Genomic DNA, 26,504 nt, shown 5'->3' with positions numbered 1-26,504 from the left:
ACTTGGTGTCACCGACGACGGAGAACGTACCCGACGTAGGAGAACACCACGAGAACGGCGACCCCTAATCGCGCCAAGTTCGTGTACTCCTCCGGGTAGATCACGCCCTCGATGTAGTGGTCGATGAATCCGGACGCCGGAAGCCCCTCCATCCCGGCCTGCCGCCGTCCCCAGTCCTCGACGAGGGACAGCGGGCATTCCATCCCGGTGACGACCGAGAGAACGCCCCAGGCGGCCACGGCGAGGTGGGGCCAGATCGTGCGCCGCCAGCGCCACGCCAGGAACCCGCCCGTGGCCATGTAGGCCAGGAACGCGAAGTGCACCACCATCGCGGCGTCCGCGATGATGCGATACATCATGGTTCGAAGGTAGCCGCCTTCCAGGCGTTCACGATGCCTCTGCCGTAGAAGCCGTTGCGGGAGGGCTCGCCCTCGCAGGCGTGCGTCTGGGTCTCGCCGTAGGCCTTGTAGACGTACTGGCGGGGATTGGGGCATGCCTTCTGGGTGGCGCTCTTGTAGAGCAGGTCCTCGACGCTGGCGGGGGCGAGGGAGAGGCCGCCGGAGCGGGGCTTGCCGAAGCGGCTGACGAGGATGGCGGCGACGCCGGTGGCGTGCGGGGCGGCCATGGAGGTGCCGTCGAGGTACTGGTAGTAGGAGCAGGAGCCGCGGGCGCAGTCGCGTACGACGTCCGCGCCCTTGGGGTTGCCCGAGGCGTCGATCCGCCCGGTGGCGCGCAGCACGCGCTCGGGGGCGGCGGCCAGGATCGACCTGGTGGCCTTGGCGGCCTTGCCGTCGAGCGTGTCGCCGCCGGGGGCGGACAGGTCGGTCTGCTCGAGGCCGTAGTCGCTGTAGATGGCCTTGCGGCCGGACGGGCCGACCGAGGAGACGGAGATGACGCCGTTGGACTCGGCGGGCACGTTGATGCAGGAGTTGTCGACCCTGCGGACCTTCTGCTCGCCTTCCGGGTAGCCGGGGCTCTTGTCGTCCACCGTGGGGCGGCCGAGGTCGGTGGCGCCGTTGCCGAGCGCGGAGATCAGCGTGACGCCCTTCTTGCGGGCGTAGTCGATGGCCCGCTGCATGCCGGTGATGATGCCCTGCTGTTCGAGCCGCTCTTTTTTGGTGTCGGACCTGTTGTTCGCGCAGTTGAACAGCCAGGGGTCGACGAAGTAGCTCATGTTGGCGACGTCCACGCCGATGTCTCCGGCGTACGTGAGCGCGTCGAGGCTGGCCTTGAGGAAGAAGAACCCGGAGTCCTGGCCGGCCCTGATGTTCACCACGCGGACGCCGGGGGCGACGCCCGCGATGCCGATGCCGTTGATGGGGGAGGCGATGGTGCTGGCCACGTGGGTGCCGTGGCCGTCGTCGTCCGCGTCGACCGGGTCCTTGCAGCCCTTGGCCTCGCAGGGGCCGTCGAGCGTCTCGCCGTTCTCGTCCTTCGGCTTGTCGGTGACGAAGTTGCGGCTGAGCGTGCGGTCGAAGTTCGGGGCGATGTCGGGGTGCTTGCCGTCGACGCCGGTGTCGATGATCCCGACGAGGACCTGCTTGTTGCCGGGGACCTTGGCGTTCGCCCGGTCGGCGCCGATCATCCGCATGTCCCACTGGCGGCCGGCGAGCGGCTCCCCGCCGCCGCTCTCGGTGAACGCCGACGCGTCGGGGAAGGCGGCCTTCCCGGTGCGGGGGGTCGCGGACCGGGTGCCGGGGGCCGTGGATCCGGTGCCGCGGGCGGTGGCGAAGCCGATGTTCCGGTCCGGGGAGACGCCGACGATGGCCCGGTCGGCCCCCAGCTCCTCCACGAAAGTGTCGCCGCGTCCCGTGGCCAGGAGGTACCCGAGTCTGGAGTCCTCCCCCACGGTGGTGCCACCGGCCCGTTCGACGGCCTGCAGGGCCTGGTCGTGTTTGCCGTCGGCGTAGAAGACGAGGTATTCGGGGGTGGCCCGGCCCCGGGTGTCCGGGGGTGTGTCCCGGGCGACGGGTTTCTGGGGCTTCTCGGGTGTTTCCGGCGAGCAGGCGGCTAGCGCTCCGACGACGGCCAGCGCCGTCACGACTGAGGCGACTCGCCGCATACTTCCCCCATCCACCGACTTGCCGCAGAATCAGACATCTTCCCGGCACTGACCGAGTGATGCAACTTAGTGATGAAATTTCGGTCGATGATGGGGTGAAGCGGGCCCCGTGTCGGGGCCCGCTTCCGCGCAGGTCAGCGGGGGAGGATGGTGGCGCCGCCGAACATGACCTGCCGGGGCATCGGCCGGGCCAGGAACTCGTGCGGGAAGCCCAGGTCCACCCGGCTGACCTCGTCCAGCGCGGCCAGCTGGTCCTCGGTGAAGCGCACGTCGAGCGCCCCCAGGTTGTCCTCCAGCTGCGCCGGCGTCCGCGCCCCCACGATGGGGGCCGTCACGCCGGGGTTGAGCAGCGTCCAGGCCAGCGCGACCTGCGCCGGCTCGACCTCCAGCTCCCCGGCGACCCGCTTGACCACGTCGGCGATGTCGAGCGCCCGCTCGGTCAGCGAGCCGTTGGCCGCCGCGACGTTCTTGCGGGTGCCCGCCGGATCGCTCGAGACCTCCTGCTCGAGGTCGGACCGGCTGTACTTGCCCGTCAGCACGCCGCTGGCCAGCGGCGACCACGGGATGACGCCGAGCCCCATCTCCCGCGCCATGGGGATGAGATCGCGCTCCACGGTGCGCTCGACCAGGCTGTACTCGATCTGCAGCGCGATGAGCGGCGTCCAGCCCCGCAGGTCGGCGATGGCCTGCATGCGCGACACCTGCCAGGCCGGCGTGTCGGAGATGCCGACGTAGAGGACCTTGCCCGAGCGGACGAGGTCGTCCATGCCGCGCAGGATCTCCTCGACCGGGGTGGTGAAGTCCCAGGCGTGCAGGTAGAGCAGGTCGATGTGGTCGGTGTTCAGCCGCCGCAGGCTCGCCTCGACCGACTGGACCATGCTCTTGCGGTGGTTGCCGCCGGAGTTGGGGTCACCGGGACGCCGTGCCATGGTGTACTTCGTGGCGATCACCAGCTGCTCGCGCCGGCCGGCCGCGAACTCGCCCACCATCGTCTCGGCCGTGCCGTCGGTGTACTGGCTGGCGGTGTCGAGGAAGTTCCCGCCGCGGTCCACGTACGTGTCGAAGATCCGGCGGGACTCGTCCTTGTCCGAGCCCCAGCCCCAATCCGTCCCGAACGTCATGGTCCCCAGCGCGAGCGGCGAGACCCTCAGCCCGGAACGGCCCAGCAAACGGTACGTGTCAAGAGTCGTCATGCCCTCCAGGCTGCTGCGCCCGCTGGCACCGGGGAAGGGAAGGCTCTTCCTGGGACTCGCTTTCCCAGTCATAAGATTGAAGCGATGAGCACCGTGGACCAGACCCGCGAACTGGCGGCCTTTCTGCGCACGCGCCGCGAACGCCTGGATCCCCGCGACATCGCCCTGCCCGCCCGCCGCACCCAGCGCCGCACCCCGGGCCTGCGCAGGGAGGAGGTGGCGGAGCTGGCCGGCGTCAGCGTCGACTACGTCATCCGCCTGGAGCAGGGCCGCGGCCTGCGCCCTTCCCCCGAGGTGCTGGAGGCGCTGGCGGGAGCGCTGCGGCTGAGCGAGGACGAGCGGGTCTACCTGTTCGACCTGGCCCGGCAGCGGCCGACCCGGCAACACTCGGCGGCCCGGCGGGCGGCCGCCGCCGACGAGGCGGGCCCGCTCTCCCGCCTGGTGCTCGACCTGTCGCCGCTGCCGGCCATGCTGCTCAACCACCGCTTCGACATCATCGCGTGGAACCCGGAGATGGCCGCCCTGGTGATCGACTTCGCCACGTTGCCGCCGGAGCAGCGCAACGCCATGTGGCTGTGCACCCTCCACCCGGGCCTGCGCGACTTCTACCGCGACAGGGAGCGCACGCTGCGCGAGGGCATCGCCGACCTGCGGGCGGCGTGGGCGGCCCACCCCGACGACGCGGCGCTGTCGGAGCTGATCGAGGAGCTAACCTCCGGCAGCGAGGAGGTCGCCCGCCTGTGGGCGCTGCGCGACGTCCGGGTGAACGGCCGGGGCAAGAAGCGGCTGCGGCACGCCACGGCCGGCCCGCTGACCGTCGCCTACGAGGTGCTGGCCCCGCTGCAGGCCGCCGACCAGCGGCTGGTCATCTACCGCGCCGCCGACGCCGACTCCCAGCGCGTGCTGGACACGATCACGGCCTCGTGCGTGCCGGCGGCCGGGCGCGCCTGACGGCGGCGCCCGGCCTCGTTCGCACCGGTCAGACCAGCGGCCGCGCGGTCGGCAGGATCGGGTACGGCAGCGCCGTGTCCCCGGTCAGGTACCGGTCCACGCCCGAGGCGGCGGCGCGCCCCTCGGCGATGGCCCAGACGATGAGCGACTGCCCGCGCCCCATGTCGCCGGCCACGAAGACGCCGTCCACCTTGGACATGTACGTCTTGTCGCGCGCGACGTTGCCCCGCTTGTCGTAGAAGTCGTCCCCGCCGGCGACCTCGGCCAGGTCGGTCAGCAGCGGGCCCTTCTCGGGGCCGAGGAAGCCCATGGACAGCGTGACCAGCTCGGCCGGGATCTCCCGCTCGGTGCCGGGGATGGGCTTGAACCCGGTCTGCGGCCCTTCGACCTCGACCAGGCGCAGCGCCCGCACGTTGCCGTCGTCGTCGCCGACGAACTCGGTGGTGGAGACCGCGTACACCCGCTGCCCGCCGCCGTCGGCGAGCTCCTCGTGGGCGCTCTCCACCTTGAACAGCATCGGGTACGTCGGCCACGGCTGGCTGGCCGGCCGCGTGGCGGGCGGCTGCGGCATGATCTCCAGCTGGGTGACGGACTCGGCGCCCTGCCTGATCGCCGTGCCGATGCAGTCGGCGCCGGTGTCGCCGCCGCCGATCACCACGACGTGCTTGCCCTCGGCCGAGATCGGCGAGACCGGGAAGTCGCCCTCCTGGACCTTGTTGGACAGCGGCAGGTACTCCATCGCCTGGTAGATGCCCTTGAGCTCGCGCCCGGGCACCGGCAGGTCGCGCCACTGGGTGGCGCCGCCCGACAGCACCACGGCGTCGAACTGCTCACGCAGCTCGGCGGCGGTGATGTCGACGCCGACGTTGACGCCGGTGCGGAACTCGGTGCCCTCGGCCCGCATCTGCTCCAGGCGGCGCTCGATGTGCCGCTTCTCCATCTTGAACTCGGGGATGCCGTAACGCAGCAGGCCGCCGATGCGGTCGGCGCGCTCGAACACCACCACGTCGTGCCCGGCCCTGGTGAGCTGCTGGGCGGCGGCCAGGCCCGCGGGCCCGGAGCCGACGACCGCGACCTTCTTGCCGGTCTTGACGGCCGCGGGCTGCGGTGTCACCCAGCCCTCGGCGAACGCCCGGTCGATGATCTCGACCTCGACCCGCTTGATCGCCACCGGGTCGGAGTTGATGCCGAGCACGCACGCCGCCTCGCACGGAGCCGGGCAGAGCCTGCCGGTGAACTCCGGGAAGTTGTTCGTGGCGTGCAGCCGCTCGATCGCCTCGCGCCAGTCGGTGCGGTAGACCAGGTCGTTCCACTCGGGGATGAGGTTCCCGAGCGGGCAGCCGTTGTGGCAGAACGGGATGCCGCAGTCCATGCAGCGGGCCGCCTGCTTGGTCAGCTTCTCCTGCGAGAAGTCCTGGTAGACCTCACGCCAGTCGCTGATGCGCACGTCGACGGGGCGGCGCGCCGGCAGCTCCCGGTCATGCGTGAGAAACCCCTTCGGGTCAGCCATCCGTTACGCCTCCCTTAACCCTGAACCGCGGCGGCCATGACCGCCTCGTCGATGTCCCTGCCTTCGATGCGGGCGGCCTCGGCGGCCGCCAGCACCCGCTTGTAGTCGGTCGGCATGATCTTGCCGAACCTGCCGACCGCCTCGTCCCACTCCGCCAGCAGCTGCTTGGCGACCGGCGAGCCGGTCTCGGCGAAGTGCTTCTCGACGGTCTCCTTCAGGAACTCGGCGTCCTGCTCGGTGAGCTCCTCGATGGCCACCATCTCGCGGTTGACCCGCTCGGGCTTGAGGTCCAGCAGGTACGCGATGCCGCCCGACATGCCGGCCGCGAAGTTGCGCCCGGTCGGGCCGAGCACGACGGCGCGGCCGCCGGTCATGTACTCGCAGCCGTGGTCGCCCACGCCCTCGACGACCGCCGTGGCGCCGGAGTTGCGGACGCAGAACCGCTCGCCGACGACGCCGCGGATGAACACCTCGCCGGACGTGGCCCCGTACAGGGCGACGTTGCCGGCGATGATGTGCCCGTCGAGCGGGGCCTCGTCGTGCGGCCGGAGCGTGATCCGGCCGCCGGACAGGCCCTTGCCGAGGTAGTCGTTGGCGTCGCCGGTCAGGCGCAGCGTGATCCCGCGCGGCACGAACGCGCCGAACGAGTTGCCGGCCGAGCCGGTGAAGGAGATGTCGATGGTGTTGTCGGGCAGGCCCTTGCCGCCGTACCGCTTGGTCACCTGGTAGCCGAGCATGGTGCCGACCGTGCGGTTGACGTTGCGGATGGGCAGCTCCAGCGTGACCGGGGTGCCCTCGTTGAGCGCGCCCTCGGCGAGCTGGATGAGGGTGTTGTCCAGCGCGTGCTGGAGCCCGTGGTCCTGCTCGATGACCCTGTGCAGCGCGGTGCCGGCGGGCAGCTCCGGCTGGTGCAGGATCGGCGACAGGTCGAGCCCGCTGGCCTTCCAGTGCTCCTCGGCCGCCGTGGTGTCGAGCATCTCGACGTGCCCGATCGCCTCGTCGAGCGAGCGGAAGCCCAGCTCGGCCAGGTATTCGCGGATCTCCTCGGCGATGAACTCGAAGAAGTTGACCACGAACTCGGGCTTGCCGGTGAAGCGCTTGCGCAGCTCGGGGTTCTGCGTGGCGACGCCCACGGGGCAGGTGTCGAGGTGGCAGACCCGCATCATCACGCAGCCGCTGACGACGAGGGGCGCGGTGGCGAAGCCGTACTCCTCGGCGCCGAGCAGCGCGGCGATGACGACGTCGCGGCCGGTCTTGAGCTGGCCGTCGACCTGGACGACGATGCGGTCGCGCAGGTCGTTGAGCAGCAGCGTCTGCTGGGTCTCGGCCAGGCCGAGCTCCCACGGCGCACCGGCGTGCTTGAGCGACGTCAGCGGCGAGGCGCCGGTGCCGCCGTCGTGGCCGGAGATGAGCACCACGTCGGCGTGCGCCTTCGACACGCCCGCGGCGACCGTGCCGACGCCGACCTCGGCGACCAGCTTCACGTGGACCCTGGCCTCCGGGTTGGAGTTCTTCAGGTCGTGGATGAGCTGGGCCAGGTCCTCGATCGAGTAGATGTCGTGGTGCGGCGGCGGCGAGATGAGGCCGACTCCGGGCGTGGAGTGCCGGGTCTTGGCGATCCACGGGTAGACCTTGTGGCCGGGCAGCTGGCCGCCCTCGCCGGGCTTGGCGCCCTGGGCCATCTTGATCTGCAGGTCGTCGGCGTTGACCAGGTATTCGCTGGTGACGCCGAAGCGGCCGGAGGCCACCTGCTTGATGGCGGACCTGCGGGCGGGGTCGTAGAGCCGCTCGGGGTCCTCGCCGCCCTCGCCGGTGTTGGACTTGCCGCCGAGCTGGTTCATCGCGATGGCGAGCGTCTCGTGCGCCTCCATCGAGATGGAGCCGTACGACATCGCGCCGGTGGAGAACCGCTTGACGATGCTCTCGACCGGCTCGACCTCTTCGATCGGGATCGGGTTGCCCTTGCGCAGCTTGAACAGGCCGCGCAGGGTCATCAGCTTCTCCGCCTGCGAGTCCACGAGGTTCGTGTACTCCTTGAAGATCTCGTAGCGGCGGGTCCTGGTGGCGTGCTGCAGCTTGAAGACGGTCTCGGGGTTGAACAGGTGGGGCTCGCCCTCGCGCCGCCACTGGTATTCGCCGCCGACCTGGAGCTTGCGGTGGGCGTTCTCCACGCGCGGGTAGGCGTGGCGGTGCCGCTGCGCGACCTCCTCGGCCAGCACGTCGAAGCCGACGCCGCCCAGGCGCGAGGTGGTGCCGGTGAAGCAGGAGTCGATGACCTCCTGGCTCAGGCCGAGTGCCTCGAAGATCTGCGCGCCGGTGTAGGAGGCCACCGTCGACACGCCCATCTTGGACATGATCTTGATGACGCCCTTGCCGTACGCCTTGATCAGGTTGCGCACGGCCTTGCGCTTGTCGAGCTGGAGGACGCCGGTGTCCACCAGGTCTTCGACGGTCTCGATGGCCAGGTACGGGTTGATCGCGCCGGCGCCGTAGCCGATGAGCAGCGCCATGTGGTGGCACTCGCGGGCCTCGGCGGTCTCGACGACCAGACCGATCTTGGTGCGGGTCTTCTCCTGGATCAGGTGGTGGTGCACCGCGCCCGTCAGCAGCAGCGACGGGATCGGGGCGAGGGTCTCGGACGAGCCGCGGTCGGAGAGCACGATGATGCGCGCGCCGTCCGCGATGGCCTGGGACGCCTCGGCCCGGATCTCCTCCAGGCGGCGCAGCAGCGCCTCGCCGCCGCCGGCGACCTCGTACAGGCCGCTGATGACGCGCGGGTGGAAGCCGGGCAGGTCGTGCTCGTCGTTGATGTGGATGATCTTGGCGAGCTCGTCGTTGTCGATCACCGGGTACGGCAGCACGAGCTGGCGGCACGAGGCCGGACCCGGGTCGAGCAGGTTGCCCTCGGGGCCGATGGTGCTGGCCAGGGAGGTGACCAGCTCCTCACGGATGGCGTCCAGCGGCGGGTTGGTGACCTGCGCGAACAGCTGGGTGAAGTAGTCGAACAGCAGGCGCGGCTTCTCGCTGAGCACGGCGACGGGGGTGTCGGTGCCCATGGAGCCGATCGGCTCCTGGCCGGTCTTCGCCATCGGCGACAGGATGATGCGCAGCTCTTCCTCGGTGTAGCCGAAGGTCTGCTGCCGCTTGATCAGCGCCTCGTGCGTCGGGATCTCGCGCTGGCGGGACGGCAGCTCCTCGAAGCGGACCAGGCCGGCGTGCAGCCAGTCCTCGTACGGCAGCTCGGCGGCCAGCTCGGCCTTGATCTCGTCGTCCTCGATGATCTTGCCGCGGGCGGTGTCGATGAGGAACATCTTGCCGGGCTGCAGGCGGCCCTTGCGGACGACGTCCTCCGGCTTGATGTCCAGCACGCCGGCCTCGGAGGCCAGCACGACCAGGCCGTCGGCGGTCACCCAGAAGCGGCCGGGGCGCAGGCCGTTGCGGTCGAGCACGGCGCCGGCGAGGGTGCCGTCGGTGAACGTGATCGAGGCGGGGCCGTCCCAGGCCTCCATCATCGAGGAGTGGAACTCGTAGAAGGCCCTGCGGGCAGGGTCCATCTCCGTGTGGTTCTCCCAGGCCTCCGGGATCATCATCAGCACGGCGTGCGGCAGGCTGCGTCCGCCGATGTGGAGGAGCTCCAGGGCCTCGTCGAAGCTGGCGGTGTCGCTGCCGTCCGGGTCACAGATCGGGAAGAGCCGCGAAATGTCGCCCGGGATGTGGGGGGATGCCAGCATGGCCTCGCGGGCCCGCATCCAGTTGCGGTTGCCCTTGACCGTGTTGATCTCGCCGTTGTGCGCGATGTAACGGTAGGGGTGGGCCAGCGGCCAGCTCGGGAACGTGTTGGTGGAGAAACGCGAGTGCACCAGGGCGATCGCGGTCTCGTAGCGCTCGTCGGACAGGTCGGGGAAGAACGGCTCGACCTGGTCGGGGGTGAGCATGCCCTTGTAGACGATCGTGCGCGCGGACAGCGAGGGGAAGTAGACGTCCGCCTCGTGCTCGGCCCGCTTGCGCAGGCAGAACGCCAGCCGGTCCAGCTCCAGCCCCTCGCGCCCGCTGGGGTCGGACACGAACAGCTGGGCGAAGTGCGGCATGACGGCCCGGGCGCTCGGCCCGGGCAGGGCCCGGTCGACCGGCACCTCGCGCCAGCCGAGCACGGTGAGGCCCTCCTCCGCGGCGATCTCCTCGATCAGGCCCGTCGCGATGCTCCTGGCCTGCTCGTCGGACGGCAGGAAGGCGATGCCGGTCGCGTACGCGCCGGCCGCGGGCAACGTGAACGGCACGACCGCCCGGTAGAACGCATCGGGGATCTGCGTCAGGATCCCGGCTCCGTCGCCGGTGTCCGGCTCGCTACCCTTGGCCCCCCGATGATCAAGATTGCACAACGCCGTCAGCGCCTTGACCACGATCCCGTGCCCCCGGCGTCCCGCGACGTCGGCGACCATGGCGACACCGCAGGCATCGTGCTCGTTGGCGGGGTGGTAGAGGCCCTGGGGCTCGGGGAACCCGAGGTGGGCAGCAGGCATGTAATCCCTCCCGTCGTCATCGTCTGTTCCAAACCGCTTCACAGGCGAGGGACGACGTTGGCCCTGCTGCATATCGTGCGTAGAGGTTACCGCACCCTGCCGGAATGGTGCCCGCCACGTCCGCATTGCGAACATTGTGGCCCGTCCAGCATCCGAACTCCCTATCCCAAACCTCGCAGGTACGCGGCGAAATTCCCGACCCACGCTGCGATTTACGGCATCGGGAGCGATTTTCACGCAGACCTCGGCCCTCCCCCACTACTTGAGATCGCCCGGCACGCACAAGCCCAGGTCACGTCCACGGCCCCGCTACATCGCACCTATCCCATCGGCCCCATGAGAACCTTCAGGACCCGTCGACCCCAGCACGGCATCGCTTCCTAGTCTTGGCGCACCGCCAAGCGGCCCTGCAGCCGCACCAAGCCCCAGCTCCCGCCGCTGCGCCAGCGGCCCGCCCGCTTTATCGGGCCCCACCAGACCACCGCCCCCATCTCGTCCCACCGGCCCCATCGCGATCCCAGGACCCCCTGACCCCCTTGCCCCACGGTCATGGCCGCATCGCCCCATCCGGTCATCGCCGGCATCTCTCTGTAGCCATGGCGCACCCGCCAGCGGCTCACCGACGCGCCATCGAGCCCCACCCTCCCCGCCTCCCTCCTGCCGCCGCCTGGCCTCTCCTCCCCTCCGCCATCCGCCTGGCGTCCCGTCGGGGCTGGCGGGGAAGCGCGCAGAGGGGCGCCCGAAAGTACCGAGCAAGAGGCGGTTTGCGGGCGGCGGCGAGGGGCGGTCGGCGGGCGGGAGGGATCCTGGAGCGCCGATAGGGTTGCCCTATGGAGCGTGACGGGGTGGAGCGGCTGCTCGACGCGGCCGGGGCAGACAGCAGGCGGCTGCGCCACGCCCTGACGCTCCTGTGCGACGGCCAGTGGTGGACCCTCGCCGACCTCGTCAGAGCGACCGCCACGTCACGGCGCACCATCGAGACCCTGCTCCGCGAGCTCCCCCTCGACCGCACGGGAGACCGCTTCCGGGTGCCGCCGACCCACGCGCCCGACTACCAGGACCTCTTCGCGGTGGCGCCGCCTCCCGAGGATCCGGTGGCCCACCTGGTCCCCCACTACTCCCACGTGCTCGACCGCCTCACCGAGCTCGTCGCCGCCGCCCCGCGCGCCCGCCACGTGCTCGACCACGTCGCGGCCACCCCGGAGACGGTGCTGCGCCGGGCGCTCCTGCTCGGCGCCCGCTTCTGGCTCCCCGGCACGCGGCTGCTCTGCGTCGGCGACCACGACCTCACGTCCCTGGCCGTCAAGCTCGTCCACCCCGAAACCGACGTCACCGTCGTCGACATCGACGACCGCATCCTGGCCTACATCGACGACCAGGACCTCGGCGTCCGCACCCGCTGGGCCGACCTGCGGCTCGGCCTCCCGGCCTCGGCCCGGCACCACGACCTGGCGCTCACCGACCCCCCGTACACACCGGAGGGCATCGGCCTGTTCGTGGCGCGCGCCGTGGAGGGCCTGACGGACGAGGGCCGGGTGCTGCTGGCGTACGGGGCGAGCGAGCGCACGCCGATGCTCGCGTTCAAGGTGCAGCAGGCGCTGTCGGAGCTCAACCTCGCGTACGAGGCGATCTATCCCGACTTCAACCGCTACTTCGGCGCGGAGGCCATCGGATCGGCCGCTGACCTGTACATCCTGCGCCCCACCACCAAGACCCGCCCGGCCGCGACGTCGCGTCTGAGCCGCCTGACGACCGCCATCTATACCCAGGGCCCTCAATCCGTCGAATCGGCCCATACCGCCCTCTCAGCCCCGGGAACACCCCTTCCTTCCACGCCCGGTTCCGGTCCGGAGGCCGTCCCTGGACTTCCGGCCGACTTCGACCCCGACCTCCTGGTGGGCGACTGGCCCAAGGAGCTCCGCCAGCCCCGGGTCAAGCTCTCGACGTGGCTGGCCAAGCCGTACGCCGCCACCGCGGACCGGGTGGCGATCTCCGTACCCCCAGGTCTGGAGGCCGCGCTCCCCCGCCTGCTCCTGGCCACCCGGGCCGCGCACGTACGCGTCCTCGGAACCGGCCTTCCGCCTCTGCCCGACGTGCTGACCACCGTCTACAAACCGAGCGCCGACGCCTTCGCCCTCGACGCCGTACGCCTCCCGCAGCCGGAGGGCGACGCGCCGGGTGTGTTGCGCAGGATCCTGGACAACGGCCACGCCAAGCTGGCCAACACCTGGCGGGAGGGCCTCATCGCGGTGGCCCGCGCCCAGGGTGGCGCGCTCACCAAGAACGAGGCGCGCATCCTCATCCGGGAGGCGGCCCCGTGGTCGGACGACCTCACCCCGCTGGAGGCCCCACTCCACCGCCTGGCGGCCCTCCCGGACGCGGTCGCGACAACGGTCACGGCCCTCACCACCACAACCTGAGCGCCTTCCTCACGACGACGGCTCCGGGCCCGTATACCAGCACACGCTGAGAACGCGTCACAACGGCCTGATGACCAGGCCGGACACACCCCGGGGCAGGCGACCGCTCCCCGGGCGACACGCCGCCGGCCCGGGTTCAAGGAAGACGATCCCCTGAACCGCCACAGCGCACCGCACCGACCGGAGGCACACCCTCACACCGGCCTCCCAGTCCGATCCGACGGTGCGCGGACGTGCGGCCCGAGGCCGCGGTCGGCCCCATCCCACACTCGGATCAGGATCCACGGCAGACCTCCACACCTCCCGCGGAGCCACCGATCGAGGGGCGCTGACGTGCGGCCGCCCTTTCTTCCGTCCCATCGCCTGAGGGCGGGCACGGCGATCCAATTCTGCGGCCCAATGGCCCCGCCCGGCGGAGTCCAGTCCGACCCCGGCGACGCCCTCGCCCGCCGCGCTCAGGTCAGTCCGCCGAGATCCAGGCAGGCAGGTCAGGTCGCGGCGACGATGCGTCCCTGGACCACCCGTCCGAGGCTGTCCAGTGCGACCAGCGCGGCGACCAACTCCTGGGCGGGCGCCGGACCGCCGGCCCAGCTCACCGTCACGTAATGGCCCATGGCGCGCGCCTGGGCACGGCTCCCGGCGGCGTCGAACATGATCCCCTGCCGGATGAACCCGTCCTTGCCCAGCGCCGCCACCAGCGCGTCGGCCGCCCGCCCGTCGCTCAGGTTGAAGATGACGAACTGCCCCGCCATCGTGTCCCCCTTGTACGTGCCCTGCAGCGCCTGCGTGCACCCCGTGGCGGAGGCGCCCCAGAGGACCTCGTCGCAGTCGGTGAACTCCTGCGTGGAGTCCAAACGCATGGTGCCCAGGGTCTGGACGGCAGGGGTGAAGACCTCCTGCAGGGTCAGCGGGGCGGAGTCGTTCTGGCGGTTGTCGATGGCCGCGTAGAACGCGGACGTGGACTCGCCGTGGAACGCGCCGGGCCGGGGATCGTCGGGCCGCAGCCACAGCCATCCGACCACGGCGATGACCATCACGTTGGCGACCACGACGGAGATGACGACACGTCGGGACATCAGCGGGCCGCTCCCCTGCTGGTGACGACATTGTGGACACGCTCAACAGCCGCTCGCGGCCCCGGCACGACACCCACCCCGGGGACCACACAGGCGCGCCTGGAGCCTCGGGCGCGTGCCGGGACGACGACACGGCGACGGCGGACACTCGGCGGGGCGGCGGGCATCAGGAGGACGGTCCCGTGATGGAGACGACGCGGCGGTAGACGGCCTTCTCCGCACCGCGCAGCGCCAGGGTGAGCGAGACGAAGTCGTCCTTGGGGCCGGGCTCCGTGCCGTCGACCCTGCCGAGCCACACCAGGCCGACGTAGTGGCCGAGGGCGTAACCGCCCGCCTCCGAGTAGCCACCCGCGGGGAAGGCGGCCTTGGACGAGCTCAGGGGGCGTACCCAGCCGCCTCGGTAAAGGGTCTTCAACGATTCGACCAGCTCGGCGGCCGACTTGCCGTCCTTGAGGTTGAGCAGGGTGTACTGGCCGACGTAACGGCCGTCGGAGCTGGAGTAGAGGCCGCGGGCGACCTGGGTGCATCCGGTCTCGGCGAGCTGCTCCAGCACGCCCTCCCCCCACAACGCGGCCGAGCAGTCGGCGTCGAGCTGCTTGGCGACGAGCTTGAGCTTGAGTTTCTTGGAGACCGCCAGCTCGCTCTGCCCGAACACCTCCTTCTCGGTGAGCGCCCGGCCGTCCTTCGTCCTGTCGGAGATGGGGTCGAACAGCTTGGGCGAGCCCCACCCGCGGAACACCTGCGGCAAGGTCACATCGGGTCCCACCACGGCGGCGCTGGCATGCCGCTCCGGCGAGTACGTGCCGATCGACCCCAACACGGCGACCAGCCCGCCCGCACCCGCCAGCACGCCGACGACCGTGGCGATGATGACGATCAGCCGCTGCTGCTCCGGTCGGAGACCCCAATCCGTGAGCAACGGGAACTGCCAGTCGGAACGCGGGGTACGGCGCCGCTTGCGGGAGACGACCACCGCCTCTGGCGCGCTCTCACCGGCCGGCCGCTCGCTCTCACCGGTCCCACGCGCGGACCGCCCGCCCTCACCGGCCGGCCGCTCCCTCTCACCAGTCCCACGGGCAGACTGCCCGCTCTCACGGGCACCGGGCGTCGTCAGACCGCCGTCGTCGACGGCTCCGGCCGCCCACGCGCTGTCATCCGGCTCCGCCACTGACCGGCGGCTGTCCTCGCCAGACCGTGACCGGCGGCCGTCCTCGCCAGACCGTGACCGGGACCGGCCACGCCTGCCGACACCCGATGCCGGCCGGCCGCTCTCGCCCGCGTCCGCAGGTGAGAGATGGCTCTGACCGGATTCGGCCGATGAGAAGCCGCCCTGATCGGGATGCGGCATCGGCCCCGCGGCCACCGTCCATCCCTGGTGGTCGGTGCCGGTCGCCGACCGGTGGGCTCCGTCGGCGTCCGCGACGTGCCGGCCGTCGCCTTCGATGCCTGCGGGTGCCCGTCCGTCGCCGCGCCCACCCGCCGCGGACCGGCTGCCACGCCTGCCCTCCGACGAGCGGCGCCCACGCGACCTCCCCGACGGGCCGGCTCCGTCCGATCCGGCCACCGGCCGCCCGTCGTCAGGCGGGCCGAGTGACGCCTGCGCACCACCGGCGACGCCGCTGCCGGGCGCCTGTGCGCCTCCGGCAAAGCCCCCATTCGAACCGGTCGCCGACTGAGGACCGGTGACGGTCCCGCCGCCGTACGAACCCGGCACCGGCGCAGGACCGCCGCCGTACGCTCCCTCCACAGGCTGGGCGCCACCGCCCGCGCCCGCGCCATGCCTGCCCACGGACGGCTGAGGACCACCGGTCACACCACGGCCATACGCGTCAGACGCGGGCCAGCCGCCGCCAGGGCCGGTGCCGCCACCGGCAGGGCCACCTCCGGCGGAGCCGCCACCGAGCGGCCCCGCGTCCTCCGTGCCAGGGTTCGGGCGCCCGTTCTTGGGGCGGGAACCGGCTCGTCTCCGGGCCATCACAGCCTCGACGCCCCGATCAGGTTCCCCACGCCGAAGGTGACCGCGGCCGCCACCGCCCCCACCACGAGCTGCCGCAACCCGGAATACCACCAGCTACACGCCGTCACGGCCGACACGATCGCGCCCGCCGCGAACAGCGCCACGCACGACGTCACCGCCGACGCCATCAGCCCCTCGGACCCGAGCACATACGGCAGCAGCGGCAACACCGCCCCCAACGAGAAACACAGGAACGACGACACCGCGGCCACCATCGGCGACGGCAGTTCGCCGGGGGCGACGCCCAGCTCGGTCTTGGAGTGGACCTCCAGCGCCCGGTCGGGGTTCTGGGAGATCTGCCTGGCTACCTCGGCGGCCAGTTCCGGCTCGACGCCCTTGTCGACGAAGGTCTGGGCCAGCTCGGCCCGCTCGTCTTCGGGGTGGCGGTCGAGCTCGCGCCGCTCGACGGCGATCTCGGCCTGGGCGAGCTCGCGCTGGCTGGCCACCGACACGTATTCGCCTGCCGCCATGGACAGGCCTCCGCCGACCATCCCGGCGACGCCGCCGAGGGCGATGACCTTGGTGTTGGTCGTGCCGCCCGCGACACCCGCGATGAGCGCGAAGTTCGACACCAGGCCGTCCATCGCGCCGAACACCGAGGGCCGCAACCAGCCTCCTGTGACGTCGCGATGCTGGTGGTGGCCCTCCGCGCGATCACTCATCGGGGGTTCTTCTCCTTCGTCACGGCTTCGGCCTTGTCGCCCGGGGCCTCGTCACGCGGGGCCTCGTCGCCCGCGGCCTCGTCGCCGTCCGCGCCTCGGGTCACCGCGGTGCCGGATTCCGTGCTGCCGGTCTCGCCGGTCTCGCCGGTCTCGGCCGCAGAGCTCCCGTCCTCGCCGGTCTCGTCCCCCGCCGAGGCGGTCTTCCCTGCCGTGCCGGGCTTCTCCGCCGTATCGGAGGACTCCCCGGCCGTATCCGGCTCCTCCTTCTCGCCGTCGGTCGCCTCGGCCGCCTTGCCGCTCTCTTCCCCGGCGTCCGCCTGGTCGGCGGGGTGGGCCGGGTCGGCGACGGGGTCGGAGGGCGGGACGACGACCTCCACGCCCTCCTTGTGCCTGGTCGCCCAGAGGTAGATCAGCGCCCCGACGAACAGCACGATCGACGTCCACTGGTTGATCCGCATGCCGAGGAACGTGACCGCGTGGTCCACGCCGCCGACCGGGTCGATGCGCAGCCCCTCGATCCAGAAGCGGCCCAGGGTGTAGCCGGCCACGTAGAGGGCGAACAGCCGCCCGTGGTGCAGCGCGAACCGCCGGCCCGCGTAGATGAGCACGAAGCCCAGCGCCACGTCCCAGATGGACTCGTACAGGAAGGTCGGGTGGTAGAGCACGCCGGGCTCGCCGCCGTGGTCGACGTCGATCTCCAGGCCCCACGGGAGCGTGGTGGGCGAGCCGTAGAGCTCCTGGTTGAACCAGTTGCCCCACCGGCCGATGGCCTGCGCGAAGGCGATGCCGGGGGCGACCGTGTCGGCGACGGCGCTGAAGGAGATGCCGCGCTTGCGCACGGCCCACAGGACGCCGACGGCGCCGAGCGCGATCGCGCCCCAGATGCCCAGGCCGCCCTCCCAGATGAACAGCGCCTGGATGGGCTCCTTGATCGCGCGGCTGCCGAAGTAGGTCTGCCAGTCGGTGATGACGTGGTAGAGGCGGCCGCCGATCAGGCCGAAGATGACCGCGGGGACCGCGATGTCAATGATCGTCCCCTTCTGGCCGCCGCGGGCGCGCCAGCGCCGCTCGCTCAGCCAGACGGCGACGATGACGCCGAGCACGATGCAGAGTGCATAAGCCCGGATCGGGATGACTCCGAGATACCAGACCCCCTGCGAAGGGCTGGGAATCGAGAGAAGGGGCATGTCAGGTGAGGGTAGCGGAAGCGAGCCTACTTAGCCGCCTCCGTAATCTCATCGCGAAGTTGCGAGGGGCTGAAGAGGACCGCATTGTCTATTTCTGTGCCGTTCAACTTCACCGTCGGCGTATGGGTCAGCTTCTGCGCGTCGCTGATTTTCTTGCTGTAGTCGAGCTGGGCCTGGGCGTTCTTCTGGGAAGTGACGCACTGCTGGAAGTCCGGCGCGGTCACCCCGGCCTGCTTGCCCCACTGCAGGAGCTCGTCGGTCTTGAAGCCCTCGACGCCCTCGGGCGGCTGGTTCTGGAAGAGCAGGTCGTGGAAGGCCATCCACTGCTTGCCGTCCGCGATGCACCGGACGGCGTTGCCCGCGCGCACGGAGTTGGACCTGAGCGGCTCCTGCGAGAAGATCGTGATGGGGTGGTAGACGACCTTGGCCTTGCCCTCGGCGGCGAGGTTCTTGAACGTCGGCCCGCTCACGCGCTCGGCCTCCTTGCAGGCCGGGCACTGGAAGTCCTCGTAGATGTCGACCACCGGCGCGGTGACGCCGGCCTTGGCCATGACGACGCTGCCGTCGGCCTGCACGGTGACCGGCGCGAGGGCGGCCGTGGCCTCCTCCGAGCGGGACGTGCTGGCCGCGTACCACCAGCCGAGCCCGACCGCGGCCACCGCGACCGCGCCCGCGGTCACGTACGTCACCACCCGCTTGCGCTTGTCACGCGCCCGTGCGGCGGCCTGCTGCTCCTTGATCTTCTCGCGCGCGCTCCTCGACTTCGCCGACCCCGGCGACTTCGTACGGTTGCCCTTGCTCATCACTCGTCCTCCTCCTCGTCAGCACTGTCGCCCCCCAGCCCGAGGGCGCCGTCGAGCGCGAAACGGCCCGGCGGGAAACGGACGGTCCAGGCGGCGAGCAGCACGAGGCCGAAGTCGCGCAGGATGTCGAGCAGGTAGGTCGGCTCCTGTCCCTCTCCCAGCTGGCCGCCGCCGCCGAAACAGCCGCAGTCGATCCGCAGGCCGTTCGCCCATGCCCAGGCGATGCCGAACACGAACGCCACCATGAGCAGCCCCGCGATCACGGCGGCCGCCCTGGTCAGCAGACCGACGACCAGCAGCACGCCGACGACGATCTCCAGGATCGGCAGGACGTGGCCCACCGGGACGGCGATCGAGTCGGGCAGCAGCTGGTATGCCTTGACCGCCACGACCGAGTCGGACGGGTTGCCGATCTTCAGCGCGCCCGCCGCGATCAGCACCCCGCCCAGAACCAGCCGGGCGACGGTCGTCACCCAGGGTATCGCCGGTCTGGCGTTGGGTAGCGGTAGTGACGCGGCCACGGGTCATCTCCTCTTTCTCTGTGCCGGAAAAGGCGCACAGTACCCGGCTCCATCCGACCACGGCGGGGATAAGCGTCAGTTAAACGAGGTTTCCGCGTCTGAGCTGCTGCTTTTGCGGCCGTTCAGCCGCATGTGAACCTCGCCTCTCCCCAGTCTGCGTGGTCGTTGCCGATGCCGTCGCCGCCGTCGTCGGCCACGAGATCCACGAACTTGGCGCCGGACAGATCGGCGACCAGTTCGTACGCGTCGTCGGCGGCCCTCAGCACGGGGCTGCGCGCCCGCTCCGCGCCGTCGGCCAGCACGCCGAACCGCACGGACCCCCGCGTGGCCTGCACGTCGTCCACCCCCACGAAGGCGCGGAACTCCGAGCACCGCCCGGCCAGGTAGAAACGGATCTCGGCGGGCGCGTGCGTGCCGAGCCCCTTGGCGAAGGTCCGCCCGCCGATGACGATCGGCCCGCCGTCGGCCTCGCCGGTGTCGCCGTTGGACCGGTCGCGCTCGACGGGACCCCAGCCGTTGTCCGCGCTGACCCACTCCAGGTCACTGGCGTAGGCGTCGGCCGCGGGCGGGGGCGGCAGAGTCCGCACGCGCGCCGACGCCGTCAGCGTCCTGGCCGCGCCGTCGACGGTGTAGGTGACGGCGGCCCGCAACTCGTACGTGTCGTAGGCCGCCTCGGCGGGAGGCGTGACCTGCCACTCGGTGGTCAGCTTGCCGCCCGGCTCCACCGTGCCGGCGCCGTCGCCGGCCACGGCCCAGCCCTCCGGCACCTCCAGCGTCACCCGCACATCCTGCGCCGCCGCGTCCTCCAGGTTCCTGAACACGGTGGTGACGCCGTTGGCGGCCCCCTGCTCGAACGCAGCCGAGGCGGGCGTCAGCTCCAGCGTCCCGCAGGGTGGCGCGTCCTGCGCGGGCCCGAGGTCAGTGACGGAGAAGTCGTCCAGGACGAAGTCGGCCCCGGCCTGCTCGGGCCGGAGCGAGCGCAGCCCGACCCACACGTCGCCGCACCCGCCGACCACCCGCTCGGTGAAGGTGGCGGTGGTCCGCCGCTCGGGGATGGTCGTGCGCCGCGTCTCGACGCTCGCGCCGCGCGCGTCGTAGCCGGTCACCCACTGGTAGGTGTCGGCCTGCGCGTTCTGGTAGCTGAACGACACCTCGTACGCCCGCCCGGGCTCGAACCGCGCGGTCCACGGCAGCGTGCGGTAGATCAGCCCCTGCCGCTCCTCGTGGGCCTTGAGCGACCAGTCGCCGTTCAGCACGTCGTCGATCGCCTTGCCGTTCCATCCGGCCTGCGTGTACGGCTCGTGCCGCTCGGACAGGTGCGTGCGCGCGTCGAACGACCCGCCCGCGTCCCCCTTCACGAACGGCCCCCAGCCGGGCTCGGCGGACTCGAACGTCTCGACCCGCCCGGGCGGGTCGCGCCGGAACAGCCGCACGTCGTCCACCCGGACGTCCCCCGGCGCGGCCGCGGCCGTGATCCGCAGCGTGACGGAGTCGCCCGGCGCGGTGAACGTCACCTTGACCCGCTGGAAGAAGGTGTCGTGCTTCTCGTCGGAGGCGATGTAGTTCTTGGCCGTGGAGCGCTGGATCGTCACCGCCTCGCCGCCGGCCTCCAGCGCGGTCTCACGCGTCTTGCCCGGCTCGACCTCGACGAAGGCCGACGCGGTGTACGTGCGGCCCGCCCGCAGGCCCGTCAGCCGCTGCTCAAGCCGCGCCTGGGCGCCGCCGCGCAGGAGGGCGACCCGATGGCCCAGGGAGTTCCTCTCGACGCTCACGGGCCCGCTGACGCGCCATCCGGCGAGCCGGTCGCCGTTGAAGCCGGGGTCGCGCACGCCGCCCCCCTGCCCCCACGCGGGACCCGGCAGTTCAGGAGCCTTGCCCTGGTAGAGCACGTACGGCACGCCGGCCTCCGCCCGCAGCGTGATCTTCCCGCCCGCGGGGGTGACCGTGCCCGCGGGAACGCGGCCCTGGTCGGTGAGCTTGTAGACGCTCATCGGCCGGTCGGCGTCCCAGGTGGTGGTCCCGCCCGCGGGGTTGTAGTGGTAGAGCCTGCCCTGCCACGGCAGCAGGTACGTGCCCCCGTCGAGCACCTTGCGCCCGCCCGCGAACCACTCCCGCCTGCCGTCCCGGTACGTCCCGCGCACGCCGCCGGTGAACACGATCTCGTCGGCGGACCAATCCATGATCTTGTAGTGCTGGAGGAACTTGGCGGGCAGGTTGTGCTCCCAGATGTTGCGGTAGAAGGCGGTGAAGTCGTTCTCCGCGGTCCAGCCCTCGAACTCGACGATGCGGGCGTTGCCGAGGATCGGGTGGGAGTTCCAGACGTCCTTCTCGTGGTTGCGGATGAACCGGATGATCTGCGAGTTCAGCCCCTTGTTGGTGACTCCGCCGTAGTTCAGGTCGTTGGCCCAGTGCGCCCACAGCGACGACCGCTCCAGCTTGTCCGACCACTCGGTGGTCACCTGCCAGCCCTGCGCGCGCAGCTCGGCCAGCGTGCGGTCGGCGACCCAGCCGAACGGCCGGAACACGTCCACGTACAGCACCGCGAGGTTCCTGTCGGTCTCCTTCCGCAGCTGCCCGAACCTGCGGGCGAGCGTCCCCCTGGTCAGGTCGCCGCGCTGGTCGATCAGGTACGCCTGGTCGAGCCAGTTCCAGCCCTTGGCGTCCTTGTCGACCAGCTGCTCGCTGAAGTTCTTCGCCTCGGGGTAGGCCTCGGTGGCGTTGACGTGCACGCCGAACGTGGCGTTCCAGCCCTTCCCGACCTTGAGCAGCGTGTTCAGATCGGCCAGGCCGCCGGCGCGGCGGTTGTAATTGCCGCCGTAGTCGGGGTGCGCCGCGTCGTGGCCCTCGGACTGGTAGCCCTTGAGCAGCGCCAGCTGTCCGAGCCCGTCGGTGGCCAGCGAGATCCGCTTGACGTCGTCGAGCGTGCGCAGGAACGGGTGCGTGGCCTGGCTGGAGAAGTTGAACGGGATGTGGATCACCACCCGGTCCTTCGTCCGCTCCGCGCCGAGCGGCTTCACCGCGATGTCTCTGAAGGCGACCGCGCCGTCCTGCCAGTCCAGCGTCCCGTCGCCGTTGGCGTCGGGGGTGATCACGACCTTGGCCCAGGGCGCCTCCTCGGTGAACGGGGAGCCGGCCGCCCGGTGGGTCCACTGGCCGCTCCACACGCCCACCGTGACCGTGCCGCCGGCGTCCTTCCTGGCCTGGTGCCAGAGCCTGGCCGCGTCGCGGTCGGTGGGCCCGGAGGGGCGGTCGTAGGTGGAGTTGGACTCGATCGCCGCGGCCAGCCGGTCGGTGTTCACGATCGCGTACGTCGCCCCTACCGGGGCCGGGTCGGCCGCGGTGTCCCTGGTGACCTGGGCGAACACGTCGGCGGTGCGGGTGGAGTTCGGGTCCAGCCTGGTGAAAGCGGTCGCCGCGCCCGGCTGCTCGCTCGAGACCGACACCAGGTCGTGCCCGGGCAGGTCGATCGTCCCGACGCGGAACGCCTCGGTGTCGGCCACCGAGTCGATCCTGAACGTCGTCACCCGGCCCTTGACCGCGATGCTCGCGTCCAGTGTGACGCCCGGCAGGCCGTCGAAGGTCAGCCGGTAGCGGGCGGTCGCGCCGTCGTTCCCGGTCAGCGCCGCGGCGGCGGCCCGTGCCTGGCCGTTCAGCACGACGGCGGGCACGCCCGTGCTGCCGCCCAGGGTGGCGCCGCCGGCCAGGTCGACGTAGCGCAGGACGCGCGGGAAGGCGGGGTCCAGCTCCACGGTCAGCTCCGGCGAGGAGACGCTGATCGGCTCGGCCACGCGGGCGGGCGCGGGCGGCGGGTTCTGCGCGGTCGGGCTCGGCGGCGGCGCGTCCGTCGGGGAGGCATCGGGCGAGGGGAGGTCGTAGGTGGGCGTCGGCTCGGGAGTCGGCGGCTCCGGCTCGGCAAGCATCGCCGCAGGCGGCTCCGGCTCGGCGGCCGTCGCGGCAGGCGGGGCCGCGGCATGCGGGGCCGGATCGACGTGGGAGGCCGACGGGGCGGCCATGGCCGTGGCCGCGAGGACGAGGGCTGCTGCGTAGACAACGGGACCTTGACGCATAGGTGTCCTTCCGGGGGTCATGCGTCACACCGCTCGGGAGCCCCGATCATCACCCGGCGCGGCAGCGCACGCCATGGACTTACGCGCCAGATCTTCGCACTTGTCCAAATATTTCGTCACATGATCTGACAGAAACGGTAAAGCGCGGCCCCCGTAAGGGGACCGCGCTCGTCTGCGATCACACGTCAGCGGCGCACGCCCTGGGCCATCTCCCGGGCCAGCTCGGCGATCGAGGCGCGCCCCGCCGCCTCGTCAGGGGCGTCGAGCAGCCGGCGGATGAACGCCGACCCGACGATGACCCCGTCGGCGTAGCCCGCCACCTCGGCCGCCTGCGCGCCCGTGCCGACCCCCAGGCCGACGCACACCGGCAGATCGGTGTGCGCCCGGGTGCGCTCGACCAGACCCTCGGCGGCGGAGTTGACGGTCTCCCTGGCGCCCGTGACGCCCATCAGCGAGGCGGCGTAGACGAAGCCGGTGCAGCAGTCGACGACGGCCTTGATGCGCTCGCCCGTCGAGCTGGGCGCCACCAGGAACACCGTGTCGATGCCGGCGTCCGCCGAGGCCGCCCGCCACGGCTCGGACTCCTCCGGCGTCAGGTCGGGCGTGATCGTGCCCACGCCGCCCGCGTTGGCCAGGTCGCGGGCGAAGCGCTCGGCGCCGTAGCGGTCGATCGGGTTCCAGTACGTCATGACGAGCGTGGCCGCGCCGGTGGCCGCCACGCCCTCGACCGTGCGCATCACGTCGGCGATGCGCGTGCCGTTGACCAGCGACCTGTGCACCGCGTCCTGGATCGTCGGCCCGTCCATGAGCGGGTCGGAGTAGGGCAGGCCGATCTCGATGACGTCGCAGCCGGCCTCCACCAGGGCCGCGGCGGCCGCGACGCCGCCGTCCTTGGAGGGGAAGCCCGCGGGCAGGTAGCCGACGAGCGCGGCCCGGTTGTCCGCCTTGGCCTTGGCGAACACCGTCTGAAGAGTCGTCATGTCAATCCGTTTCGAAGGTCGAGTCCCACCATGATGCCCTGCCGTCGCGCCCGCCCGAAATCCCCGCGCCGCAGCGGCTCCCCGTCCCGGGCCCACGTCGCCTGCCCGCGCCCTCCCGCCCCGGCACCCCACCTCGAGACCGCGGCCCGAGGGCGGCGTCCGGGCCGAGTGCCGCCCAGACCCCGAAGGACCGGGCCGGAGTGCGGCGGCCAGGGAGCGGTGGGCGCCCACCGACCCCGGACCTCAGCCGGAGTGCGGTGGGGCGATCGCCCACCCACCCCGAAAGACCTCGGCCCGAGTACGGCGGCGGTGCGAGAACGGCGCGAGCCCGCTACAGGTTGAAGTATTTCATCGCCGTGCCCATGTCCTTGTCGCCGCGGCCGGAGAGGTTGACCAGGATGGTCGCCTCGGGGCCGAGCTCGCGGCCCAGCTCCAGCGCGCCCGCCAGGGCGTGGGAGGACTCGATGGCCGGGATGATGCCCTCGGTCCTGGCCAGCAGCGAGAACGCGGCCATCGCCTGGTCGTCGGTGACGCCGTGGTAGGTGGCGCGGCCGGAGTCCTTCAGCCAGGCGTGCTCCGGGCCGACACCCGGGTAGTCGAGCCCGGCCGAGATCGAGTGGGACTCGATGGTCTGGCCCTCGTCGTCCTGCAGCACGTAGGTGCGCGAGCCGTGGAGCACGCCGACCGAGCCGGCGGTGAGCGTGAGCGCGTGCTCGCCGCTCTCCAGGCCGTGACCGGCCGCCTCGTAGCCGTGCAACTGGACGCCCTCGTCGCCGATGAAGGCGTGGAAGATGCCGATCGCGTTGCTGCCGCCGCCGACGGCGGCGCAGACGGCGTCGGGCAGCTTGCCGGACAGCTCCAGCATCTGGCGGCGGGCCTCGACGCCGATGATGCGCGCGAAGTCGCGCACGATCTCGGGGAACGGGTGCGGCCCGGCGACGGTGCCGAACAGGTAGTGGGTGGTGTCGACGTTGGTCACCCAGTCGCGGAACGCCTCGTTGATGGCGTCCTTGAGCGTCTGCGAGCCGTTGGTGACGGGCACCACGGTGGCGCCGAGCAGCTTCATCCTGGCCACGTTGAGCGCCTGGCGCTCGCAGTCGACCGCGCCCATGTAGATGACGCACTCGAGGCCGAGCAGGGCCGCGGCGGTGGCGGTGGCCACGCCGTGCTGACCCGCGCCGGTCTCGGCGATCACGCGCTTCTTGCCCAGCCGCTTGGTCAGCAGGGCCTGGCCCAGCACATTGTTGATCTTGTGAGCGCCGGTGTGGGTGAGGTCTTCCCGCTTGAGCACGATCCTGGCGCCGCCGGCCTGCTCGCTGAAGCGCGGCACGTCGGTCAGCGTGGTGGGCCGGCCGGCGTAGGTGCGCAGCAGGTGGTCGAACTCGCGGATGAACTGCGCGTCGTTCTTGGCCTTCTCGTAGACCGCGGCCACCTCGTCCAGCGCCGGGATGAGCGCCTCGGGCACGAACCGGCCGCCGAAGATGCCGAACTTCCCGTGCACGTCGGGATCGTCGCCGTGCGCGCCGTTGCCCGCCAGGTCCGCGGCGGTCAGGATGGTGCCTTCGTTTGCCACTGCTATCCCTCTGCTGAGTGGTCGGGGCGCGTCGATGGGTGGGCGCCGGCGGTCACCAGCGCCTCCACCGCCTTGCGCGGGTCCTTGCCGGTCACCAGGCTCTCCCCCACCAGGACGGCGTCGGCGCCGGACCTGGCGTAGGCGAGCAGGTCGTGCGGGCCGCGCACGCCCGACTCGGCGATCTTGATGACATTGTCGGGGATCTTCGGCGCCAGCTTCGCGAAGACCTCGCGGTCGACCTCGAGCGTCTTCAGGTTGCGGGCGTTGACCCCGATGACCCGGGCCCCGGCGGCGACCGCCCGGTCGAGCTCCTCCTCGGTGTGCACCTCGACCAGCGGGGTGAGCCCGATGGACTCGGCCCGCTCGATCAGCGACACCAGGGCCTCCTGCTCCAGGCAGACGACCATGAGCAGCGCCAGGTCGGCGCCGTGGGCCCTGGCCTCCCACAGCTGGTAGGAGGTCAGGATGAAGTCCTTACGCAGGATCGGGATGTCGACCCTGGCGCGCACCGCGGCCAGGTCGTCGAGGCTGCCGCCGAACTTGCGCCGCTCGGTCAGCACGCTGATGACGTGCGCCCCGCCGGCCTCGTAGTCGGCCGCCAGCGCGGCGGGGTCGGCGATCGCGGCCAGCGCGCCCTTGGACGGGCTCGACCGCTTGACCTCGGCGATCACCGAGACCCGGTCACCCCCGAGCGCGGCCATCGCGTCTCTGGGCGGCTGCGCCCGCTCGGCCCGCTGCTTGAGCTCGTCGATGGACACGGCCTGCTGACGTGCGGCGAGGTCGGCGCGCACCCCGTCGAGGATGTCGTCGAGGACACTCGGCCCTTCCGTCCGCTCACTCACGCGCTTGGGGTCCCTCCGGTCGACTGTGGGGGTGGCTGAGAGTTCGCGTCGCGTCCGCTCTCCGCCTTGTCCTGCGATGGTATCGGCCCCGGCGGGGTCACCTCACCACAGGGCCCCACA

The 26,504-nt window shown here is 71.5% G+C and carries 17 protein-coding genes; 2 read left to right on the top strand and 15 right to left on the bottom strand.

Annotated features, from left to right (window positions below):
- Positions 1-8: 8 nt before the first annotated feature.
- The 3 genes from ID574_RS43905 to ID574_RS43895 all read right to left on the bottom strand — a co-directional run bounded on the left by ID574_RS43905 (position 9) and on the right by ID574_RS43895 (position 3,255).
- Complete coding sequence (locus ID574_RS43905) at positions 9-359, bottom strand: DUF2784 domain-containing protein (protein WP_188194979.1); 351 nt, start codon at positions 357-359, stop codon at positions 9-11.
- Entirely contained in the window at positions 356-2,062 is a 1,707-nt protein-coding gene (locus ID574_RS43900) for a S8 family peptidase (protein ID WP_188194978.1), read from the bottom strand. The genes ID574_RS43905 and ID574_RS43900 overlap by 4 nt, the downstream gene beginning before the upstream one ends.
- 134 nt (positions 2,063-2,196) lie before the next feature.
- The gene (locus tag ID574_RS43895; protein ID WP_188194977.1) at positions 2,197-3,255 is read right to left on the bottom strand and encodes an aldo/keto reductase; all 1,059 of its coding nucleotides are present in this window, start codon (positions 3,253-3,255) and stop codon (positions 2,197-2,199) included.
- Positions 3,256-3,339: 84 nt separating this feature from the next.
- Between ID574_RS43895 and ID574_RS43890 the strand changes: the two genes are divergently transcribed.
- Positions 3,340-4,206 carry a helix-turn-helix domain-containing protein gene (locus ID574_RS43890; RefSeq protein WP_188194976.1) on the top strand — a complete coding sequence of 289 codons (867 nt, stop codon included), beginning with the start codon at positions 3,340-3,342 and terminating at the stop codon, positions 4,204-4,206.
- A gap of 28 nt (positions 4,207-4,234) precedes the next feature.
- Here ID574_RS43890 and ID574_RS43885 read toward each other — a convergent pair whose 3' ends face one another.
- Together ID574_RS43885 and gltB are read right to left on the bottom strand one after the other, a co-directional pair.
- Positions 4,235-5,716: a glutamate synthase subunit beta gene (locus ID574_RS43885; protein ID WP_188194975.1), complete on the bottom strand. Its 1,482-nt coding sequence runs from the start codon at positions 5,714-5,716 to the stop codon at positions 4,235-4,237.
- A 14-nt stretch (positions 5,717-5,730) separates the two neighbouring features.
- Positions 5,731-10,236 carry a glutamate synthase large subunit gene (gene gltB / locus ID574_RS43880; RefSeq protein ID WP_188194974.1) on the bottom strand — a complete coding sequence of 1,502 codons (4,506 nt, stop codon included), beginning with the start codon at positions 10,234-10,236 and terminating at the stop codon, positions 5,731-5,733.
- An 830-nt stretch (positions 10,237-11,066) separates the two neighbouring features.
- Here gltB and ID574_RS43875 point away from each other — a divergent pair.
- Entirely contained in the window at positions 11,067-12,656 is a 1,590-nt protein-coding gene (locus ID574_RS43875; protein ID WP_223167694.1) for a bis-aminopropyl spermidine synthase family protein, read from the top strand.
- A 488-nt stretch (positions 12,657-13,144) separates the two neighbouring features.
- Here the strand turns inward: ID574_RS43875 and ID574_RS43870 are convergent, their stop codons facing one another.
- From ID574_RS43870 to trpC, 10 genes are all read right to left on the bottom strand, one after another.
- Complete coding sequence (locus ID574_RS43870) at positions 13,145-13,732, bottom strand: hypothetical protein (protein ID WP_188194973.1); 588 nt, start codon at positions 13,730-13,732, stop codon at positions 13,145-13,147.
- 166 nt (positions 13,733-13,898) lie between these two features.
- Positions 13,899-14,900, bottom strand: coding sequence for a hypothetical protein (locus ID574_RS43865; RefSeq protein WP_188194972.1), 1,002 nt, complete (start codon positions 14,898-14,900; stop codon positions 13,899-13,901).
- Positions 14,901-15,706: 806 nt separating this feature from the next.
- Complete coding sequence (locus ID574_RS43860) at positions 15,707-16,411, bottom strand: VIT1/CCC1 transporter family protein (RefSeq protein ID WP_188194971.1); 705 nt, start codon at positions 16,409-16,411, stop codon at positions 15,707-15,709.
- Positions 16,408-17,598: a prolipoprotein diacylglyceryl transferase gene (lgt, locus tag ID574_RS43855; protein WP_188194970.1), complete on the bottom strand. Its 1,191-nt coding sequence runs from the start codon at positions 17,596-17,598 to the stop codon at positions 16,408-16,410. The genes ID574_RS43860 and lgt overlap by 4 nt, the downstream gene beginning before the upstream one ends.
- 26 nt (positions 17,599-17,624) lie before the next feature.
- Positions 17,625-18,401: a DsbA family protein gene (locus tag ID574_RS43850; RefSeq protein WP_188194969.1), complete on the bottom strand. Its 777-nt coding sequence runs from the start codon at positions 18,399-18,401 to the stop codon at positions 17,625-17,627.
- Positions 18,401-18,874, bottom strand: coding sequence for a MauE/DoxX family redox-associated membrane protein (locus tag ID574_RS43845; protein ID WP_188194968.1), 474 nt, complete (start codon positions 18,872-18,874; stop codon positions 18,401-18,403). Before ID574_RS43845 ends, ID574_RS43850 begins: the two co-directional genes overlap by 1 nt.
- Before the next feature lie 170 nt (positions 18,875-19,044).
- On the bottom strand, positions 19,045-22,989 hold the full coding sequence (locus ID574_RS43840; protein ID WP_223167693.1) for an endo-alpha-N-acetylgalactosaminidase family protein: 3,945 nt from the start codon (positions 22,987-22,989) through the stop codon (positions 19,045-19,047).
- A 185-nt stretch (positions 22,990-23,174) separates the two neighbouring features.
- Positions 23,175-23,969 carry a tryptophan synthase subunit alpha gene (gene trpA, locus ID574_RS43835; protein ID WP_188194967.1) on the bottom strand — a complete coding sequence of 265 codons (795 nt, stop codon included), beginning with the start codon at positions 23,967-23,969 and terminating at the stop codon, positions 23,175-23,177.
- A gap of 331 nt (positions 23,970-24,300) precedes the next feature.
- Positions 24,301-25,506 (bottom strand): tryptophan synthase subunit beta, encoded by a 1,206-nt coding sequence (gene trpB, locus ID574_RS43830; RefSeq protein ID WP_188195129.1) that lies wholly within the window; start codon positions 25,504-25,506, stop codon positions 24,301-24,303.
- 38 nt (positions 25,507-25,544) lie between these two features.
- Entirely contained in the window at positions 25,545-26,384 is an 840-nt protein-coding gene (trpC, locus tag ID574_RS43825) for an indole-3-glycerol phosphate synthase TrpC (RefSeq protein WP_188194966.1), read from the bottom strand.
- Between the last annotated feature and the right edge of the window lie 120 nt (positions 26,385-26,504).

Source organism: Nonomuraea sp. SYSU D8015, assembly GCF_008065375.1.
Taxonomy (GTDB): Bacteria; Actinomycetota; Actinomycetes; order Streptosporangiales; family Streptosporangiaceae; genus Nonomuraea.
This window is presented reverse-complemented; position numbering and strand designations above follow the sequence as displayed.

Bases quoted from the DNA above. Each gene is read 5' to 3' on its own strand.
- ID574_RS43840 (WP_223167693.1), bottom strand. From the start codon at position 22,989: ATGCGTCAAGGTCCCGTTGTCTACGCAGCAGCCCTCGTCCTCGCGGCC.
- ID574_RS43850 (WP_188194969.1), bottom strand. From the start codon at position 18,401: ATGAGCAAGGGCAACCGTACGAAGTCGCCGGGGTCGGCGAAGTCGAGG.
- ID574_RS43895 (WP_188194977.1), bottom strand. From the start codon at position 3,255: ATGACGACTCTTGACACGTACCGTTTGCTGGGCCGTTCCGGGCTGAGG.
- ID574_RS43905 (WP_188194979.1), bottom strand. From the start codon at position 359: ATGATGTATCGCATCATCGCGGACGCCGCGATGGTGGTGCACTTCGCG.
- gltB (WP_188194974.1), bottom strand. From the start codon at position 10,236: ATGCCTGCTGCCCACCTCGGGTTCCCCGAGCCCCAGGGCCTCTACCAC.
- ID574_RS43860 (WP_188194971.1), bottom strand. From the start codon at position 16,411: ATGAGTGATCGCGCGGAGGGCCACCACCAGCATCGCGACGTCACAGGA.
- trpA (WP_188194967.1), bottom strand. From the start codon at position 23,969: ATGACGACTCTTCAGACGGTGTTCGCCAAGGCCAAGGCGGACAACCGG.
- ID574_RS43890 (WP_188194976.1), top strand. From the start codon at position 3,340: ATGAGCACCGTGGACCAGACCCGCGAACTGGCGGCCTTTCTGCGCACG.
- ID574_RS43875 (WP_223167694.1), top strand. From the start codon at position 11,067: ATGGAGCGTGACGGGGTGGAGCGGCTGCTCGACGCGGCCGGGGCAGAC.
- ID574_RS43870 (WP_188194973.1), bottom strand. From the start codon at position 13,732: ATGTCCCGACGTGTCGTCATCTCCGTCGTGGTCGCCAACGTGATGGTC.
- ID574_RS43900 (WP_188194978.1), bottom strand. From the start codon at position 2,062: ATGCGGCGAGTCGCCTCAGTCGTGACGGCGCTGGCCGTCGTCGGAGCG.
- ID574_RS43885 (WP_188194975.1), bottom strand. From the start codon at position 5,716: ATGGCTGACCCGAAGGGGTTTCTCACGCATGACCGGGAGCTGCCGGCG.
- lgt (WP_188194970.1), bottom strand. From the start codon at position 17,598: ATGCCCCTTCTCTCGATTCCCAGCCCTTCGCAGGGGGTCTGGTATCTC.